At 41.6% G+C, this 17,401-nt stretch carries 17 protein-coding genes; 9 read left to right on the top strand and 8 right to left on the bottom strand.

Going from position 1 to position 17,401, the window contains the following annotated elements; all coding sequences use genetic code 11:
- Window positions 1-318: 318 nt before the first annotated feature.
- Entirely contained in the window at window positions 319-747 is a 429-nt protein-coding gene (locus tag AC4CUZ_RS09505) for a Cd(II)/Pb(II)-responsive transcriptional regulator (RefSeq protein ID WP_005400541.1), read from the bottom strand.
- A 76-nt stretch (window positions 748-823) separates the two neighbouring features.
- Here AC4CUZ_RS09505 and AC4CUZ_RS09510 point away from each other — a divergent pair, with 76 nt between their 5' ends.
- Window positions 824-1,462 carry a cation efflux transmembrane domain-containing protein gene (locus tag AC4CUZ_RS09510; protein ID WP_490747531.1) on the top strand — a complete coding sequence of 213 codons (639 nt, stop codon included), beginning with the start codon at window positions 824-826 and terminating at the stop codon, window positions 1,460-1,462.
- A 142-nt stretch (window positions 1,463-1,604) separates the two neighbouring features.
- Here the strand turns inward: AC4CUZ_RS09510 and AC4CUZ_RS09515 are convergent, their stop codons facing one another.
- Window positions 1,605-2,447 carry a hypothetical protein gene (locus tag AC4CUZ_RS09515; protein ID WP_005400543.1) on the bottom strand — a complete coding sequence of 281 codons (843 nt, stop codon included), beginning with the start codon at window positions 2,445-2,447 and terminating at the stop codon, window positions 1,605-1,607.
- Window positions 2,448-2,698: 251 nt separating this feature from the next.
- Here AC4CUZ_RS09515 and AC4CUZ_RS09520 point away from each other — a divergent pair, with 251 nt between their 5' ends.
- Window positions 2,699-3,265, top strand: coding sequence for a TetR/AcrR family transcriptional regulator (locus tag AC4CUZ_RS09520; protein WP_005400544.1), 567 nt, complete (start codon window positions 2,699-2,701; stop codon window positions 3,263-3,265).
- A 389-nt stretch (window positions 3,266-3,654) separates the two neighbouring features.
- Here the strand turns inward: AC4CUZ_RS09520 and AC4CUZ_RS09525 are convergent, their stop codons facing one another.
- Window positions 3,655-4,455 (bottom strand): DUF2071 domain-containing protein, encoded by an 801-nt coding sequence (locus AC4CUZ_RS09525; RefSeq protein ID WP_201951969.1) that lies wholly within the window; start codon window positions 4,453-4,455, stop codon window positions 3,655-3,657.
- A gap of 108 nt (window positions 4,456-4,563) precedes the next feature.
- Complete coding sequence (locus AC4CUZ_RS09530) at window positions 4,564-5,343, bottom strand: ferredoxin--NADP reductase (protein WP_004696086.1); 780 nt, start codon at window positions 5,341-5,343, stop codon at window positions 4,564-4,566.
- A 102-nt stretch (window positions 5,344-5,445) separates the two neighbouring features.
- Between AC4CUZ_RS09530 and tsaA the strand changes: the two genes are divergently transcribed.
- The gene (gene tsaA, locus AC4CUZ_RS09535) at window positions 5,446-6,156 is read left to right on the top strand and encodes a tRNA (N6-threonylcarbamoyladenosine(37)-N6)-methyltransferase TrmO (protein ID WP_039890059.1); all 711 of its coding nucleotides are present in this window, start codon (window positions 5,446-5,448) and stop codon (window positions 6,154-6,156) included.
- A gap of 5 nt (window positions 6,157-6,161) precedes the next feature.
- On the opposite strand, the gene AC4CUZ_RS09540 is transcribed toward tsaA, so the two are convergent.
- The gene (locus tag AC4CUZ_RS09540; RefSeq protein ID WP_201951966.1) at window positions 6,162-7,418 is read right to left on the bottom strand and encodes an MgtC/SapB family protein; all 1,257 of its coding nucleotides are present in this window, start codon (window positions 7,416-7,418) and stop codon (window positions 6,162-6,164) included.
- Window positions 7,419-7,626: 208 nt separating this feature from the next.
- Between AC4CUZ_RS09540 and tfpB the strand changes: the two genes are divergently transcribed.
- From tfpB to AC4CUZ_RS09560, 4 genes are all read left to right on the top strand, one after another.
- Window positions 7,627-9,384, top strand: coding sequence for a type IV pilus assembly ATPase TfpB (tfpB, locus tag AC4CUZ_RS09545; protein WP_201951964.1), 1,758 nt, complete (start codon window positions 7,627-7,629; stop codon window positions 9,382-9,384).
- 101 nt (window positions 9,385-9,485) lie between these two features.
- On the top strand, window positions 9,486-9,848 hold the full coding sequence (locus tag AC4CUZ_RS09550) for a NirD/YgiW/YdeI family stress tolerance protein (RefSeq protein ID WP_201951961.1): 363 nt from the start codon (window positions 9,486-9,488) through the stop codon (window positions 9,846-9,848).
- Between the two features lie 145 nt (window positions 9,849-9,993).
- A complete protein-coding gene (locus AC4CUZ_RS09555) occupies window positions 9,994-10,656 on the top strand; it encodes a response regulator transcription factor (protein ID WP_114837362.1) in 663 nt (220 codons plus the stop codon).
- Window positions 10,656-11,993, top strand: a complete 1,338-nt coding sequence (locus AC4CUZ_RS09560) for a sensor histidine kinase (protein ID WP_490747532.1) — start codon at window positions 10,656-10,658, stop codon at window positions 11,991-11,993. Before AC4CUZ_RS09555 ends, AC4CUZ_RS09560 begins: the two co-directional genes overlap by 1 nt.
- A gap of 116 nt (window positions 11,994-12,109) precedes the next feature.
- Here the strand turns inward: AC4CUZ_RS09560 and hemP are convergent, their stop codons facing one another.
- Complete coding sequence (gene hemP / locus AC4CUZ_RS09565) at window positions 12,110-12,277, bottom strand: hemin uptake protein HemP (RefSeq protein WP_004696105.1); 168 nt, start codon at window positions 12,275-12,277, stop codon at window positions 12,110-12,112.
- 150 nt (window positions 12,278-12,427) lie between these two features.
- Between hemP and AC4CUZ_RS09570 the strand changes: the two genes are divergently transcribed.
- Entirely contained in the window at window positions 12,428-13,327 is a 900-nt protein-coding gene (locus AC4CUZ_RS09570) for an NUDIX domain-containing protein (protein ID WP_201951955.1), read from the top strand.
- Between the two features lie 12 nt (window positions 13,328-13,339).
- Here the strand turns inward: AC4CUZ_RS09570 and AC4CUZ_RS09575 are convergent, their stop codons facing one another.
- Window positions 13,340-13,888 (bottom strand): tetratricopeptide repeat protein, encoded by a 549-nt coding sequence (locus AC4CUZ_RS09575; protein WP_201951951.1) that lies wholly within the window; start codon window positions 13,886-13,888, stop codon window positions 13,340-13,342.
- Between the two features lie 21 nt (window positions 13,889-13,909).
- Window positions 13,910-16,306 carry a penicillin-binding protein 1B gene (mrcB, locus tag AC4CUZ_RS09580; protein WP_201951948.1) on the bottom strand — a complete coding sequence of 799 codons (2,397 nt, stop codon included), beginning with the start codon at window positions 16,304-16,306 and terminating at the stop codon, window positions 13,910-13,912.
- A gap of 153 nt (window positions 16,307-16,459) precedes the next feature.
- Here mrcB and AC4CUZ_RS09585 point away from each other — a divergent pair, with 153 nt between their 5' ends.
- Window positions 16,460-17,398 carry an NAD(+) kinase gene (locus tag AC4CUZ_RS09585; protein WP_004696112.1) on the top strand — a complete coding sequence of 313 codons (939 nt, stop codon included), beginning with the start codon at window positions 16,460-16,462 and terminating at the stop codon, window positions 17,396-17,398.
- Window positions 17,399-17,401 lie beyond the last annotated feature (3 nt).

The raw sequence follows: 17,401 nt of genomic DNA on the forward strand, positions 1-17,401 counted from the left end.
TGTTTGAATATATGGTTTTATGTGGCTAAGGATAAAAATGAATTTAAATCCCCTTGTTTTATAAAGTAAAAGATCTGTTATATAAAACTTATTCGAGGTTCTAATCATCAAAAAATTGGAGTTCTTTGCGGCCTTTTATCCGAAATAATTAGGGATCATTTTTATTAGATTTGAGGTTAGGCTAGATTTTTTATTTCTGAAATTATTAAAAAATTAAAGAAAATAAGGATAAAAATCCTGCATTGCCCACGAATGGTTTGAGTAAATAGGTAGCAAAACTGAGTAATACCCATATTCTAAATTCTGCGTTGATGTGTTTTATACATCTAGCCCTGCTTCAAGATGTCTTAAAATTTGACAATCATCAATGGTTGATTGAGTTGAGCAAGACTGCCGAAGCTGTTGTAGCTGTATCTGAAATTTTTGCAATTCAATGATTTTTTGTTCGACTTGTTTTAAATGCTCATCGATCAGTTGATTGACAGCACTACAGTCTTGTTGAGGTTTTTGTTCCAGTTCAATCAGGTATTCAATTTCTTTGAGTGAGATATCCAGCGCGCGGCAACGTTTAATAAAGATGAGTCGTTTAAGTGCATTATCTTGATAATAGCGATAATTATTGTCCCCGCGAAAAGAAGGTTCTAATAAATGCTTTTTTTCATAGAAACGAATGGTATCGGCACTTAATCCTGTTTTATGGACTAAGTCTTTCATCAAATAAATAGCAGATGAGTTTTGTTGATTCATTTTGCTTGACCTTAGAGCGACTCCATAGTTTTTAATCATAATAGAAAATGATTACGTCTGAATAGAGGTTGTGTATATGGCATGTTCTTCTTGCAGTTGTGCACCTGCACCGCAAAAGCCAAATAGTAAGTTTAGAACGGCATTGTGGATAGCCTTATTGATCAATTTAGCTATGTTCGTGGTGGAGCTCATTGGTGGGGCTTATGCGCATTCGTCATCTTTATGGGCCGATTCTTTAGATTTCTTTGGTGATGCAGTCAACTATGGTATTTCCCTAGCGGTGCTTGGTGCGAGCTTGTATTGGCGGGCGACAGTGGCATTGCTTAAAGGTATAACCATGGCGCTGTTTGGCTTAGTCGTGATAGGTAAAGTGATTTATGCCTATGTTTTGGGAATTCCGCCTGAAGCCATGACCATGGGGGTGATTGGTGTGATTGCTTTGCTTGCGAATGTGGTTTGTGCCATCATTTTATATGCCTTTAGAGAAGGTGACTCTAATATGCAATCGGTCTGGCTTTGTAGCCGAAATGATGCGATTGGGAATGTGGCGGTTATTTTTGCTGCAATAGGTGTGTTTGGTACAGGCAGTTTGTGGCCAGACATAATCGTGGCAGGCATTATGGCGACTTTAGGTATGACGGCGGGTTATCAAGTGGTGAGCAAAGCGTTATCTGAGCGCAAAAAAAGTATATTAGAAAATTCGACTGCACAATAAAAGTGAGAGTGCTTCTACGGTTTAATTCTAGATTTAATACTACTGCTGGAAATTAATGCTTGGCATTCATAAGATGTGAATTCACTCCATATTCAAGAGTTGGATACGTGAGTGTACAAGGACGTTTAGCTACTGAGGTGAATTAATGAGTTCGTAAACTCATCTTGCTCCAAAAGTTATTCCATAGACTTAAATATTCAGTTTGAAGTTGCTGGAAATACAGAGCCTGTTCAGGTTTATAGCATTGTGTGAATAGCACCCAAACGTCGTCTTCATGATTGTCATCGTTAGCAAGGGTTGTATCACATGTTTCTGCAAGGCCATGACATGCATAGTATCCTTGGGTAAATAAAGGATCATAGGCTGCGAGATTAGTTCTGAGTGCTTCACTAAACTTAATCACTTGTAATTCAGTACAAGCCAAAATGAGCAGCAAGTCTGCATAAGAATGAATATGTTCTTGAATAAATTGTGCGATTGCAAATGCTTCAGGCTCGGTCTGTTTTTGATCGGTGACATTGAGTTCAAGTTGCTGCATCAGTTGAAGGAAATAGACCAAATGCGATTTAGAGGGTGAGCTTTTCTCAAGTTGATGGGTATTAAAACCCAATTCATCTAGAAGATTTAGTGACAACAAATAACGTGCATATATCTTGGCTGCAATGCGGTCTTGCTCCACGATATTACTGTCGTGCTCAAGTTGCAGTGCTTGATACATAGCCATACTCAAAGCATCAGTGAAAATTTTGACAATGGCGGTAAAATAATTCAGATGAATAAATTTCAGCTGTTCAAGGCTCAGTTGGCATTGATGCAGCCGTGTCAGTATCGGATGTTGAAATAAAATATGTTCGGCTGTCGTTTGTTTCAAGCGGATGATCGCTTGAGTATTGGTTGCCCATGACGCTGAGCTTAAGGATCGTTCAATAAAGCGCAAAACTTCTGCGCGGGTATGTTCAGACTGGGTGAAGGAGAGAGCATTCATATACGAAGTAAATTTTAATTGTCATCATTTTTATCATAGTGAAAAAGATCTGACTCTTCTAGTGTTTTATTTATTTTAAAAACTATATATTTCAAATGGTTATTTTAATATTGATATTGTTTCTTATAAAAAAACGGTGTTGATCTAAATTTGATATATAATATCGTCTTCAATCGATGTATTTCGTTTTCATGTGCTGTTCTTTTGGGTTAATGGCTTAATTTTAAAGTTTTGTGCATCAGGTAAAATAAATGTCAAAAAAAGAAGACATCATTAACACAGCGCTTAATCTCTTTAACTCACATAGTTATAATTCTATCGGTGTGGATCGGATTATTAGCGAGTCTGGCGTTGCTAAAATGACGTTTTACAAATACTTCCCATCTAAAGCTAAATTAATTGAAGAATGCTTAGTGACCAGAAACCAAAATTTACAGCAGTCGCTTGAAGCGACGATTGCTGCATGTGACCCAAGTGATTATCTCTCCCATATTCGTGCAATTTTTGAATGGTACCATGCTTGGTTTCATAGCGCGGATTTTAATGGTTGTATGTTCCAAAAGGCAGTTGAAGAAATTTCAAAAATTTATCCTTCTTCACTACAGCCCGCAATTGATTATAAAGAATGGTTAAAAGGCAAGTTATGTCAGGCTTTGAATCGTCTAGGTGTGAAGCAGGATGAACAGTTGGCGGCTTTTTTATCGAGTATTTTGGATGGCATGACCATACAAGCACAAATCGATCCGAAGCAAGTACATTTGGAAGATTATTGGAAGCGTGTGAATACTTTAATTCAAATGGAACTTTCAGCTGCCTAATATATAAATTTTGATTTTAAGGTTAACCTAATACACTCATTATATTGCTGGCTTAAATGCGCTTAAAATAAATCACGTACAAATAAATAAGCGCGATAACGGTTAAGTTATCGCGCTTTGCTGATAATGATTATGTTCCATATCGCACATTCTTTGACAATAATGCATGATATGAATATGAGCAACTTAATGTGCCTTCTTATATTTTTTGTACCCTCTGAATGTTTTCGGTCATTCAGTATTTCAGCATAAATAGACAGACTTGTCTGTTTTGTTGAATTATAGAGACTTTGTGGAGAAAAACAACCAATCTCTCATTATTTTGGCTGAAATTTATTCATCATGCTTAATATCCCTTAAAATATGTAGGGTATTCATTATTTATTGTGTTATTCAGCCGAATGATTAAGGCACCTTGGGGGTAAATAAATGGTAAATTCATTGATTGGTTCAATCAGAACACTATAGGGTTTGAGCTGATCTTCATAGCATACAAGATTGAGCCTTGCTAAAAGTTCAAAGCGAGCATAATGCAGCGTTGCAGGTTTTGGATTTAAGCAACCATGCCACACACGATAGCTGCCGAGTTTTCCATCGCGGCGATGGTAAAATCCTGCCAAAGGATGAGTCAAGAAGACCTGATAACTTTCTAAATTGGGAAAGCCTTCAAAAAGCCATGGGTCATGTTCGGACTGAGACAAATGCACATCTGAAGTGGCCCATGCCGATTGAGTCCGCATTTTATATTGTGTATATCGACCCTCTGCATCTTGCTGACAATCAAACTCAATCTGTGCAGGATGCCACGGTAGTTGCCAGACATAACGAGGAACGATTAGCGTCCAAGAGTCCAAAGTCGTTCCTAAAAACCAAACACAACGTTCCTGTGTTTCCTGATCAATCACGTAGACACGATAATTAGTTTGCCCCATAGTGAATTTTGGAAAAGGATAAACCGCAGAGCTGAAATCGACATCGATGAAGGGCACTACCGACATCAGTGCATGTTGTTTGCCTTGGTACTGGACCGTGTCTAACTTAAATCGTGCTGGAATGATCTCTTTAAAACGAGCTGGGTCAACGGCATAAGTAATGAGGGCAAAATGCTGGAGTTTACACTGTACATCGAGGCCGCTGGGCTTGGGTTTTGGATGTAAATAGTCTTTAAATTTGAGTTCTGGAAAGGTCATGGGTTTAAATTCTAGATTTGTTATTTTTTTAATATTAGATAAAACTATGCGTAGAGTAAATAAAAAACCGAAGCCTAAGCTTCGGTTTTTTAATATCTTTATACGATCTTATTTTTCAACGAATGCACGTTCAATCACGTAGTCACCAAGTACACCCATACGTGGCGACTCTTTTAAACCATGTTGGTCTAGAAGTGCAGCAACGTCATCGAGGAATGCAGGGCTACCGCAAAGCATTGCACGGTCCGTTTCTGGGTTGAAACGTGGTAAACCGATCTTCTCAAAAATCTCACCAGTTTCAATTACAGTTGTGACACGACCTTGGTTTGGATACTCTTCACGAGTAACCGTTGGGTAGTAAACCAATTTATCTTTAATGCCTAGCTCTTCAAAGAACTCATTGTTCGGAAGTTCGTCTAAAATGAGGTCTTGGTAAGCCAATTCAGAAATGAAGCGTGTACCATGAACCACAATCACTTTCTCAAAACGTTCATAGGTTTCAGGGTCACGAATGGTCGCCAAGAACGGTGCAAGACCTGTACCAGAAGAAAGCAGGTATAGGTTTTTACCTGGGTTTAAGTCATCAAGTACTAAAGTTCCAGTTGGTTTTTTAGATACCAAAATTTCGTCGCCCACTTTAACTTTTTGTAAAATAGAGGTTAACGGGCCATCTGGAACTTTAATTGAGAAAAACTCAAGTTCTTCTTCGTAGTTTGCACTAGCAATAGAATAAGCACGCATTAACGGTTTGCCATTTACTTCAAGGCCGATCATCACAAATTGACCGTTTTTAAAACGTAGAGCAGTGTCGCGCGTCGTTTTAAAAGAGAATAAAGTATCATTCCAATGGTGGACGTGAGTAATCTTTTCGACGTTGAAAGCAGCCATTAAAGGTCTCAATAAATTATCAAATTAGAACAGGTTGCTATTCTAATCTAAAATCATTCTCGATAAACTGAATATATTTAATTGAGCTTATTAGAAAAAGTGATGATGACTGAGTTAACCTTGCCAATTATTGGCTATATGCACTCTTCTTATAAGGAAAAGTTTGGTATTCCTCGTCAGCCTAATTTGGTTCAAGTGGAATCGTATATTGAAATGCTAGCACCCTATAATGATGTTCTGGCCTTTGAAGGAATTGAGGCATTTAGTCATGTATGGTTGGTGTGGCAGTTTCATGACAATAAAAATCCAGAAAAAAACCAGTTTCGCTCACAAGTTCGTCCGCCACGCTTAGGGGGCAATAAAAAAATAGGAGTATTTGCTACGCGTAGTATGTATCGTCCTTCACCGATTGGTCTATCGGTGGTAAAGCTCAAGTACGTTAAAAAAGAAGGGAAATCGGTTCGAGTGTATGTCACAGGAAGTGATTTGCTAGATGGCACCCCGATTGTCGATATTAAACCCTATATTCACTACTCAGATGCCGTTATAGAAGCGGAAAGTGGCTATGCGCAAGATGAACCTAAACGTAAATCGGTGATATGGTCGAATCGGGCGATCGAACAGAAGCAGCAGCTTTTGACGAGTGGGAAATTGTCTGTACAGACCCTACAAGAGCTTGAAGCCATTTTATCTTTAGATCCCAGACCGGCGTATCAGGATGATGAAGCACGGGTATATAAAATGAAATTTGCTGCTGTTGATATCGCTTTTACAGTGGGTGAAACTACAGTGAATATCACGGCCGTAGAATGAGAGATTTAAAGAGAGAAGCTCCAATACAACAGCCCAATCAAAACCACCATATGCAAAATCTGAATCGGGGCAAAAGCTATAAAGTATTGCTTACCACCTGTTAAGGCGGCATTAATGGACTTGGCAACAGCGTGTGCAGTCAAACCTAATATAAATGCAGACATTGCTGCCGTGTCTGTCGGTGCCCCTTGCATGACCACTGTTGCCATCGCTGCATGAATTTCAAATAAAGAGGCCAGCAAAGTCCCAGCGATTAAACCTGCATCTCCCAGCCAAAGGTTAAGTCCATACACACCCGCTTGGATGAACGTCAAAGTCAGGGCAATAATGCCAGCCTCTTTTAAGCTAAACATGCGTGAATCAGTGGGTTGATGTTGTTCTTGTGCAGGGGCAGATCGTACCAACGCATAAGCACAGATCCCTAAAAGGACACTTGCCACAAGCGTCGGCAGCAGTATAGTTTTGAGCCAAAGTATACTCACACCTGCGACTATAATTAGTAGTTGCAACAAAGTCGCAATACAGGACATGAGCGCTGCACCTGCATTGGGTTTGGCAAGTGCTCGACCTGCACGTACTTCCATGCCTAAGCTGGCAACAGTCGCGGTACTGGATACAAAACCTGAGGCGATTGCCGATAAAATCATGGCATTTTTAGTGTTCAGCAGTCGTTTGGCAATATGTGCAAGCGCTTGAACACCAAGAATAAGTGTAACTAATTTTAAAATAATATAGGGATTCAGCACAGCACCCCATAAAGGCGTATTCGGCGTTAAGGGCAAAGCAATTAGAATCAGTGCTAGAAGAAAGATACCGTCTTTAAATTCAGCTTCAGTAATCCATTTTCCAGCAATGCTGTGCATAGAATGTTTGGTCATTAAAATAATGGTCAGGAGCACGGCTAAACCTGCCGCTAAAGGGGTATTCCACAGGCACATTGCGCCAATAAAATAGGTCATGACAAAGGCAAGTTCAGTGGTTGAACCCAAATCTTCTGTTTGGTTTTTCATTGAGAATATAACTATGCCGCCGATGATCAGCGCACCAACAATGCCAATATTGACACCAAATAAAAAACAAATGGCACCGAGAAGGGCACAAATGGCAAAGGAGCGTAGTCCTGCAAAGCTCTGTTGGTTTTCACGTTGTTTGCTTCGTTCGCGCTCTAGACCAATCAACAGTCCACAGCCTAATGCTGAAGCCAAGGTAATGAGGACATCAGATAAAGCCAAGTTGTTGATGGAAACTATGCTGAAGTCCAAGCCTATCTCACTAAATTTAATGACCTGTCTAAAATATAGGCGAATGCTGAAGGTGGATTCAAGTTAAAAGAGCAAGATTTGTGAGTAAATTCGTGATTCTATTGATGAGCTTGGCTACTCCTCGATATTTGTGGGATTTGCTTATGCTTTGTGTGAATGAATACAGAAAATCTTGCTATAGTGGGGTTATGTTTGGGGACGTATAACAATGAATTTTAATTTTGAAATTGATACCACTTGGTGCTTAGATCAACTGTTTAAAGATGGGCGAATTACTGAAAAAGAAAAAAATCTAGTACAAACCTCGCACCGTCAACGCGATCAATTGAAGTGGCATCCTTTACAGTGGATTGCTCATTTTAATCTGGTGGATCAGTCGCATCCACAGTCGAGACTGACATTAAATCGGCTGTGTCAGTGGCTAGCCGAAAAGACCCAATTACCGTTTTATGTGATTGATCCACTCAAAGCCGATGTGCAAGCTTTGACTTCGGTGATGTCTCAAGAATTCGCCTTCCGCAATAAAATCTTGGCAGTAGAAGTTCAGGCTAATCAAGTTTTGATTGCAACAGATCAGCCGTATATGAAAGATTGGATTGCAAATTTGGAGCAGAATGTTGCACCGAAAAAAATCCAGCGTGTATTACTCAGCCCTGAACAATTACAGCGCTATATGGTCGAGTATTATCAGGTGAGTCGCGCCGTCAGTAACTCCCAGAAGTCTGGGAGTTATGACCGTGATAATAAAGGCGTAGAAGCACTTTTACAGTTGGGTGATAGTCAAAACCTTGATGCCAATGACCAACACATTGTTAAATTAGTCGACTGGGTTCTACAGTTTGCTTTTGAGCAAGGTGCCAGTGATATTCACTTAGAACCACGTAAAGACAACGGCAAAGTTCGTTTCCGTATTGATGGAGTGCTGCATACGATTTATAACATGCCTGCCAATACTTTAACCGCAGTGATTTCGCGGATTAAAATTTTAGGTCGAATGAATGTGGCGGAAAAACGTAAACCACAAGATGGACGGTTAAAAACACGGACACCGAAAGGACAAGAAACAGAACTGCGTCTTTCGACTTTACCGACTGCTTTTGGTGAAAAGTTGGTGATGCGTATTTTTGACCCTGAAGTTTTAGTGCGTAGCTTTCAGCAGTTGGGTTTTGAAGGGCATTTGCTCAGTGATTGGCAAGCGCTGACTTCGCATAGTCACGGCATTATTTTAGTGACAGGGCCAACGGGTTCAGGTAAAACCACCACGCTTTATTCTTCTTTGAAACAATTGGCTACCGAACAGGTGAACGTCTGTACCATTGAAGACCCAATTGAGATGTTAGAGCCGAGTTTTAACCAAATGCAGGTGAATACAGGCATTGATCTTGGGTTTGCTGATGGTGTTCGCGCACTGATGCGTCAAGACCCTGACATTATTATGGTCGGTGAGATTCGTGACCATGATACGGCCAATATGGCGATTCAGGCCGCACTTACAGGGCATTTGGTGCTTTCAACTCTGCATACTAATGATGCACCTTCCAGTCTGACGCGTTTGCATGATTTAGGCGTACAACCGTTCTTAACCGCGGCAACCATTTTAGGGGTGTTGGCACAGCGTCTCGTACGTCGTTTATGTCCACATTGTAAAGTTGAAAAGCAAATCAATAGCCAAGAATGGGAGCATCTGACTTTTGATTACATTATGGAGATGCCTGAAAAAGTCTTTACCGCAGTGGGATGTGAAGAGTGTCGTCAAACGGGCTACAAAGGACGAGTCGGCATCTATGAGTTTATGCCCGTGAGTTTAGAGGCAAAGCAACTGATTGGTGCCAATGGTGACTTGACTGCACTGCGTCAACAAGCCAAAAAAGAAGGCATTGAGCCTTTAAGAATTTCGGGTGCTCGTAAAGTTTTAGAAGGCGTCACGACACTAGAAGAAGTGTTACGTGTCGTCCCACTTAACTAAGCGTTTAATGCTTTAATTGAATCTTTCTTAAGATTCAGCTCATCTAGCTTTGGTTTAATGACTTCATCAAATAGATGAACAATTAAATAGAGGTACTGGATATGAATATGATGATGAAAGCGTTATTGGTTGCAGGTGTTATTGGCTCAACCACTGTCGCTGTAGCAAACACCGCAGTGAACCAAGCGGCAGTTACTGCTTCAACACCAACTACAGTTAAGCATGCGTTAACATTAAAAGATGACAGTCACGTCCAGTTAAAAGGTTATGTGGTCAAAGCCATTGGGGATGAGAAGTATGAATTCCGTGACCAAACTGGTTCAATTACTGTCGACATTGATGATGAATTATGGGGTGGCAAAGCAATTTCGGCTAAAACACCTGTAACCATTATCGGTGAAGTAGATATTGACTACAAACCAGCAAAACGCGTTGAAATTGACGTAGATCAAGTGAAATTCTAAACACACTTGCCCAAGCTCAATTCAATTTTGATTGGGCTTTCTTAAAAAAACCACAGGGCTAAGATTTGATCTTAGCCCTGTGGTTTTTGTATTTTGAGTCATTTCACGGCATGATCTAAACAATAGTGATTAGGCAGGTTAAGCAGTGCGGATATTATTAGCAGAAGATGATGCCTCTCAAGCTGAGAGTATTAAAACTTGGCTTGAAATGGATGGCTACAGTGTCGACTGGGTGGAACGGGGCGACCATGCCATTTTAGCCATTGAACAGCATCAGTATGACTGTGTGCTTTTAGATCGTGGTTTGCCACATGCCACAGGTGATGACATTTTGCTGAAAGTCCGTGGCAAGAACCTATCGACTCCTGTGATTTTTCTCACAGCGCGTGACAGTATTCGAGATAGAGTCGAAGGGCTAGACTTGGGCGCCAATGATTATTTGGTCAAACCTTTTAGTCTAGAGGAATTATCCGCTCGAATTCGTTTACAACTTCGACAGCAACAGCATAGTAGCTCGCAGGTATTGAGCTATGCCAATATCCAACTCGACCCACAGTCCAAAAGTGTGACTCAAAATGGTCAAGCTGTTAATTTAACCGCCAAAGAGTTTCAAATTTTGCATAAATTGATGCTCAAGCCAGAATATGTCGTTACGCGGGAACAACTTGAGGAAAGTCTTTATGCATGGGGCGATGAAATCGAAAGCAATGCGATTGAGGTTTTTATTTATCAATTGCGAAAAAAACTCGGTAGTCATTGTATTAAAACCATTCGTGGTTTGGGCTACAGAATGAATCAGGACACATAATGGCACAGCCAATTTCACTGCAGCGTCAGCTCGTTAAAAGTTCGCTCCTCAGTTCGATACTGGCGGGGCTTTTGGCATTGCTGATGTTTATTGGGGTATCGGTTTATCAGACCATGTCTATGCAAGATGAAATCATGGATGAAATGGCCGATATGTTGCTGGCAGATGATTTAACGGTCAGCAATGGTCAAGCCTTGGCAGAGCTTAGTGATGAGTTTGATATTCGCTATCGACTCGATAATGCGCAGCAACTTTTGACTGCATCCGAAGATGTACCTGAAAAAATAACTGTGGATCATTTGAGTTTGGTTTCCGATGAACCTTATGGTTTTTATTGGTCAGAGCAGAAACTGTGGCGTATTTATACTGCGCAGGATAATCACGGTTTACAGGTTCAAGTGACCCAGTCGATGTCCGAACGTTTCCATGCATTTTGGCAAAGCATCCTAGTTTTCAGCGGTGTGTTGTTTTTAGTCTGGTGTGTACAGTGGTTGTTGATGCATTTTGCCATTCGACGTAAATTTCGGGTGATACACCAAGTTTCAGAGCAAATTTCAAATAAATCGGTCAATGATTTAGCACCTATTTCTATGCCAGAACCTGAGCTGATTGAGTTGCAACCGATGCTATCTCAGCTGAATGCCTTGTTGGCGCGTTTAGACCAAGCTTTAGTGGCAGAGCAGCGCTTTACCGCGGATGCTTCACATGAGTTACGTTCTCCACTGTCTGCGATACAAATGCGACTTCAGGTGCTCAAGCGCAAGTTCCCTGAACTTGAAAGTGAGTTCAAACCGATCCAGCAAGATGTCAGTCGTGGGGTACAGGTGTTGGATAATTTGTTATTGCTGGCGCGTCTAGACCCTGAGCAAAAGGAGGGCTTGGCGAAGACTAAGTTTGACTTCAGTCTACTAATGCAGGACGTGATTAAAGCTTTACAGCCGTTTGCTGACTCAAAACAGATTAAAATTAACGTGGTGCTTGCAGAGCAAGCCTGTGTCTTGGCCAATGAGCAGTTCTTATTTAGCGCACTTCGCAATTTGCTCGACAATGCCATTCGCTATAGCCCCGAGCAGGCACAAGTTTTTGTCAATCTCACTATTGAAAAACAGCAGCTCAGACTGAGGATTGAAAATAGCGGAAATGGGGTCGATGCAGCAGTTATCCAGCGCTTGGGTGAACGCTTCTATCGGGCTTTAGGTACAAAAACACAAGGTTCAGGCTTGGGCTTATCGATTTGTCAGAAAATTGTCGATTTACACGCAGGGCAGTTGTTATTTATTTCATCCGACTTAGGCGGTTTAAAAGTGGAGCTGCTGTTAAATAGGGTTGAGGCTTAGATGTGCAGATTTGCGATAAAAACAGCATAAATGATCAAACTTAAAGACATTAAAAAGCAGTACGCGCTGACATACTGCTTGTTTCCACGATTATTGTTATTGGGTTTTTATAGTTCTTATTTGGTAAGAATGAGTCGGTTATTGCGAGTGAGTCGTAGACGATACTCTTCTCCAGCATGCATAATGCGAATTTCACGGCCTAGGGCAAATAAGTTGTTTGAGTGTAGCATTGGTAGTGAATGGGCTGTTTCGTTACGAGTAAATAAGCTAAATGGTGCGTTCATTCTGGCGACTCCGTGGTGTATGTTGAACGATTTAAATGATAATCATTATCGAATGAGGCTGTCAACATTTTCTCGCTGAAAATATAAAAAACTTCAATATCGTTACATGCAATCACTTAATACACTACACATCTGAAATGGAATCTGATTATGTCAAAACCTTTGGTTCAAGTTGCTATAGCCATCCTTTTACATCAAGGCAAAGTTTTGGTGGGCTGGCGCCAGGCGGAACAGCATCAGGGCAATAAGCACGAATTTCCTGGGGGGAAGGTGGAAGCAGGTGAAACGCCTGAGCAAGCTTGTCGCCGTGAAGTGTTAGAAGAGGTCGGAATTGGTATACAAGATTGGCATGCTTTTGACTGTATTCAGTTTGAATATGACGATGTAATTGTCAATTTGCATTTATTTCATGCTGTAGTATCAAATCATCTATTGGCAGACATTCACTCACCATGGGTGTGGTTCAAGCGTGCCGAATTACAAGATCTTAACTTTCCAAAAGCCAATCAAGCCATTTTGAAGCGACTCTATGCCGCACCCGTGATTAAAATTTCAGATCAAATCGATCTGTTGAAGGATTTGCCTGAACAACAAGTGCTGTATTGGCGAGTGTCTGCCAGTCCTGAACATATTTTAAAAATTGCAGAACTGAGTGTAGAACAATTGGCACGGGTGATTGTCAATATAGAACTATGGAAAGGTTTAAATCCACTACAACAGCAGGCAGTTGCGGCCATACACCTGAAACAATCTCAACTGATGCAATTGAGTAAAGGGGAGCTGAATGTTGGGCAGCGTTATATTGCGGCCTGTCATGACCGTAGCAGTGCTGAACATGCACAAGAAATTGGCTGTGATGCTCTTTTACTCAGTCCCGTACTTGATACACTCAGCCACCCAAATAGTGAAACTTTGGGTTGGGAGCAATTGAGTTTGATTGCAGAAGAGATTCATATCCCAATTTTTGCTCTAGGCGGCTTACAGTTAGCCGATTTAGCCAAAGCGCAAAGTTATGGCGCTTATGGTATAGCAGGGCAGCGCTCCATCTAACGGAGCGTGCTTTTAAGACAGACTTTTGATTGCTGTTTGGGCTTGTTGAATGGTTTTCTGATTCTTCTGCATTTGACCTGCTTTTAAGATAACGCTCCAAAGCTGCTTTTTCATGGCATTGCTTTGGGCATAACTCAAGCCGCGACGTGCAAGCGATTCCGCATTTGCAGGTTGTTTTTGTTGATTGGCAATTAAAGCCAAATACAAAAAGGTCTCACTCGACTGTGGTGCTAAACGCTGTGCTTGCATGGCGTAGCTTTGTGCTTGACTCCACTGGCCTTGGCGATAGGCCGTTTGTGTTTTTTGCATCAGACTTTTAAAAGCAGGAAGCTGTCGCCCATCATCAAACTGTTGTTTGCTTTTCTGCTCAGGAATCACAATCTTCTGACGTTGAATTTCTTCGCGATCATAAGGATGAATTGTTACCCCTGAAGGTGTTTTCTGCTCTTTATCCGACTGTGTCGGCTTTTCAGGTATCTTTTTTTCAGCTAGCTGTGGGAGACTTTGACAGCCTGCCACAGTCACGATGGTTACTAAGATACTTAAACGTTTAAACCACATCAAAATTTAAATCCGTCCTATTTATTCAGGTTGATAGCTACCACTCGAAATGACTTGCGTCTCATCTTCTAAGTTACGCTGCATGTTCGATTCACTTTCACGAATATAGTTGTCTATGCTGTCGCCTTGTTCAGGTGTAGCTTGGTAACCATCTGTTTCAGGATTGTAAGTGGGTTCAACTTGATAATGCGGTAAGCCACATGCGGTTGCTTTACGTGGTACGGTGTTTCGCAAGAGGGGAATATACATTGCACCCTCACAACCTTGAGCAGCAAGATAACCCGTGCCACGATCAATCCAGTGCCATTGCACATCATCTGGTTGGCGTAAGTTGACTGGTTTTTGACGCAGTTGGCTCATTACATTGGTCCACACTGGCAACGCACCTGAAGAACCTGTTAAGCCAGTTTGTTTGTTGTCATCTAAACCTAGCCAAACCACAGAAACATAATTGCCCGAGTAACCTGCAAACCATGAGTCACGGGTGTCATTGGTGGTTCCAGATTTGCCTGCAAGCTGAAGCGAGTTCGGTAGAGTGTTATAAGCCGAACGACCTGTACCTGAGGTCATCACTTGTTGTAGACCATAGTTCAGGACATAGGCAGAAGCTGGGTCAATGGTTTGTTGGACATTTAAGCCATAACGGGTTAGTAAGCGACCATTTTGATCGACAACAGTACGAATGGATTTAGTCGGATACTTAAAACCGCCTGTGGCAAAGTTGCCATAAATGCTGAGCATTTCCATCGGAGACATGTCTACCGCACCCAAGAAAATGGATGGATAGGTTGGAATATTACTGGTCACACCAAAACGTTTTAGGTGGTTACTAAACGTCGATAAACCAAACTCTTGACCAAGGCGAACTGCTGACAAGTTATATGAATTAGACAGTGCCTGTACCATCGGCACAACGCCATGTTCGCCACCGCTATAGTTCTTAGGTGTCCATGCTTTACCATTGGCTTGAATACTAATACTACTGTCTTCAATTGGGCTGGCCCAGTTGTAACGTCCCGACTGAATCGCACTGAGGTAAATCACAGGTTTAAGCAGTGAGCCGACCTGACGTTTGGCATCGAGTGCACGGTTAAAACCAGTAAAGTCTTGGGTTGAACCAACAGCTGCGACCAATTCACCATTTTCAGGATGTGCAACTAACACAGCACCTTGCAGCTCTTTTAGACGGCTTGAGCCACGGCTTAAGCGACCAACAGTCGATTTAAATGCATCTTGAATTTTGGTTTGGGCAATCGGATCGAGCGTTGTAAAGATGCGTAGACCTTGGTTGGTCAAATCACCTTCTTGGTATTCGGTACGTAACTGACGGCGTACAATGTCTAAGAAATCTGGGAAACGTGAAGGGCCGAGAGTCGGTTTGGCAATCACATTTAAAGGGCGAGCCGTTTCAGTTTCATATTGTTCTTGGGTCAGATAGCCCATGACCAACATGTTGTTTAAAACAATATTACGGCGTTTTTTCGCAGCTTCTGGGTTACGCCAAGGGTTATATAAGGTTGGACCTTGTACCAAACCCACCAAATAAGCTTGTTGCGCAATATTTAGCTCACGCAAAGGCATCCCGAAGTAAAACTGCGAAGCCAAACCATAACCATTAATAGAATAGTTGCCATTTTGACCGAGGTTCACTTCATTGAGATAGGCTTCTAAAATTTCATCTTTGTCATAGTGAAATTCGACCAATAAAGCCATAAATGCTTCATTGACTTTACGCTTAATGGTTTTTTCAGGGGTGAGATAGAAGTTTTTCACCAACTGTTGGGTCAGTGTTGAACCACCTTGACGTTTTCCACCCGTGACATTACTCACAATCGCACGTGCCGTACCACGAATCGAAACGCCGTGGTGACTATAGAAATTACGATCTTCTGTTGCAATTAAAGCCTCAATTAAAGGCTTAGGGACTTTGTCGAGTTTAATCAGGACACGGTCTTCATTATGCTGCGGATAAATCCCGCCAATCAGCATCGGCTCTAAACGTGCAATCCCTGTAGATGAGGGTTTAGTTGCACTGACTTCAGCCACTTGCTCATTGGCAAAGGTGACTTTAAGCACTTGTTCAGGCTCGATACTATCACCGAAGTCAAAGCCACGAGTGTGTACATATAGCTCATTGCCAGAACTGACAAAGTTCCCTGATTTGGTATAGTTTTCCGAGGACTTATAGCCCAAAAGTTTTAACTCTTGAGTGAAGTCAGCCTGACTGACAGGGGCATTGGTATACACTTCGAGTGGGCGTGCGAATACCTTCGCAGGAATGTCCCAGCGCTTGCCTTCAAACTTGTCACGTACAACGGAGTCGAGTCTTATTAAATAAATACTAAACACCAAGAATGCTGCAATGACTAAGATGCAGAAGATCAGTGCAATTAAACCTATGCCACGTTCTGACTTCATAAATACGAATAAGATCCTGAGAAATTGTGCTAATCATGCGAAGCTTTTCGCTAATTTGCAATAATTAAACTGTGAACGAACTGAAATATAGAGACAATTCCGTGTGTAGCAGCAGTCACTTTAGTTTTTGAATCAATTTAAATAAATAATGTTATGATAGGCGGGAATCGTAGCGGAGCGATGTTGCAGGTGCAAATTTCACATAAAACATTTCGAAACATAGGCTTAATTGGACGTCCAGATAAGTCTTCAGTTGTCGAAACCTTATGTCTTATTCATGATCATCTACTCAGCTTAGGGTTACATCCCGTTTTTGATGCGCAAACCGCTGAACTGGTTCCTTATAAAAACACGCAAACGGTGAGTCGTGCGCTTCTGGGTGAAGTGGTCGATTTGGTGATTGTGGTGGGCGGAGATGGCTCACTTCTGCATGCTGCACGTGCCTTGGTTAAATTTAATACCCCTGTAATGGGTGTAAACCGAGGGCGTTTGGGTTTTTTAACCGACATCAAGCCGACTGAAGTGATTTTTAAGCTCGATCAAGTCTTAAAAGGTGAGTTTCAGTTAGATCGTCGTTTCTTATTGGAAATGGAAATTCGCTCAAAGGGCGAGACGATTTATGATGCTATTGCGCTAAACGATGTGGTATTACACTCGGGCAAGTCGGTGCATATGATTGACTTCGAACTCAATATCGATGGTCAATATGTCTACCGTCAACACAGTGATGGTTTGATTGTATCGACGCCTACGGGTTCAACCGCTTATTCGTTGTCAGGTGGTGGCCCAATCGTGCATCCGGGGATGGATGCGATTGCTTTGGTACCGATGCATCCACATACTTTGTCTTCACGCCCGATTGTGGTGGGTGGTCATAGTGAAATTAAGCTTCTGATTCGTGAAAACCGTGTCTTGCCGATGGTCAGTGCCGATGGTCAACACAGTGTTTCACTCAATGTGGGTGATAGCTTACATATTCGTAAGCACCCCTTTAAACTGAATTTATTACATCCACCGGGTTATGATTTTTATATGTCATGCCGTACTAAACTCGGTTGGAACCAAGATTTTGACTCTTTTCAACAGGATTAAATC

This window comes from Acinetobacter sp. 789_lipA, from assembly GCF_058242845.1.

Coding starts and splice junctions, on each gene's coding strand:
- AC4CUZ_RS09505 (WP_005400541.1), bottom strand. CDS start 747: ATGAATCAACAAAACTCATCTGCTATTTATTTGATGAAAGACTTAGTC.
- AC4CUZ_RS09510 (WP_490747531.1), top strand. CDS start 824: ATGGCATGTTCTTCTTGCAGTTGTGCACCTGCACCGCAAAAGCCAAAT.
- AC4CUZ_RS09515 (WP_005400543.1), bottom strand. CDS start 2,447: ATGAATGCTCTCTCCTTCACCCAGTCTGAACATACCCGCGCAGAAGTT.
- AC4CUZ_RS09520 (WP_005400544.1), top strand. CDS start 2,699: ATGTCAAAAAAAGAAGACATCATTAACACAGCGCTTAATCTCTTTAAC.
- AC4CUZ_RS09525 (WP_201951969.1), bottom strand. CDS start 4,455: ATGACCTTTCCAGAACTCAAATTTAAAGACTATTTACATCCAAAACCC.
- AC4CUZ_RS09530 (WP_004696086.1), bottom strand. CDS start 5,343: ATGGCTGCTTTCAACGTCGAAAAGATTACTCACGTCCACCATTGGAAT.
- tsaA (WP_039890059.1), top strand. CDS start 5,446: ATGATGACTGAGTTAACCTTGCCAATTATTGGCTATATGCACTCTTCT.
- tfpB (WP_201951964.1), top strand. CDS start 7,627: ATGAATTTTAATTTTGAAATTGATACCACTTGGTGCTTAGATCAACTG.
- AC4CUZ_RS09550 (WP_201951961.1), top strand. CDS start 9,486: ATGAATATGATGATGAAAGCGTTATTGGTTGCAGGTGTTATTGGCTCA.
- AC4CUZ_RS09560 (WP_490747532.1), top strand. CDS start 10,656: ATGGCACAGCCAATTTCACTGCAGCGTCAGCTCGTTAAAAGTTCGCTC.
- hemP (WP_004696105.1), bottom strand. CDS start 12,277: ATGAACGCACCATTTAGCTTATTTACTCGTAACGAAACAGCCCATTCA.
- AC4CUZ_RS09570 (WP_201951955.1), top strand. CDS start 12,428: ATGTCAAAACCTTTGGTTCAAGTTGCTATAGCCATCCTTTTACATCAA.
- AC4CUZ_RS09575 (WP_201951951.1), bottom strand. CDS start 13,888: ATGTGGTTTAAACGTTTAAGTATCTTAGTAACCATCGTGACTGTGGCA.
- mrcB (WP_201951948.1), bottom strand. CDS start 16,306: ATGAAGTCAGAACGTGGCATAGGTTTAATTGCACTGATCTTCTGCATC.
- AC4CUZ_RS09585 (WP_004696112.1), top strand. CDS start 16,460: ATGATAGGCGGGAATCGTAGCGGAGCGATGTTGCAGGTGCAAATTTCA.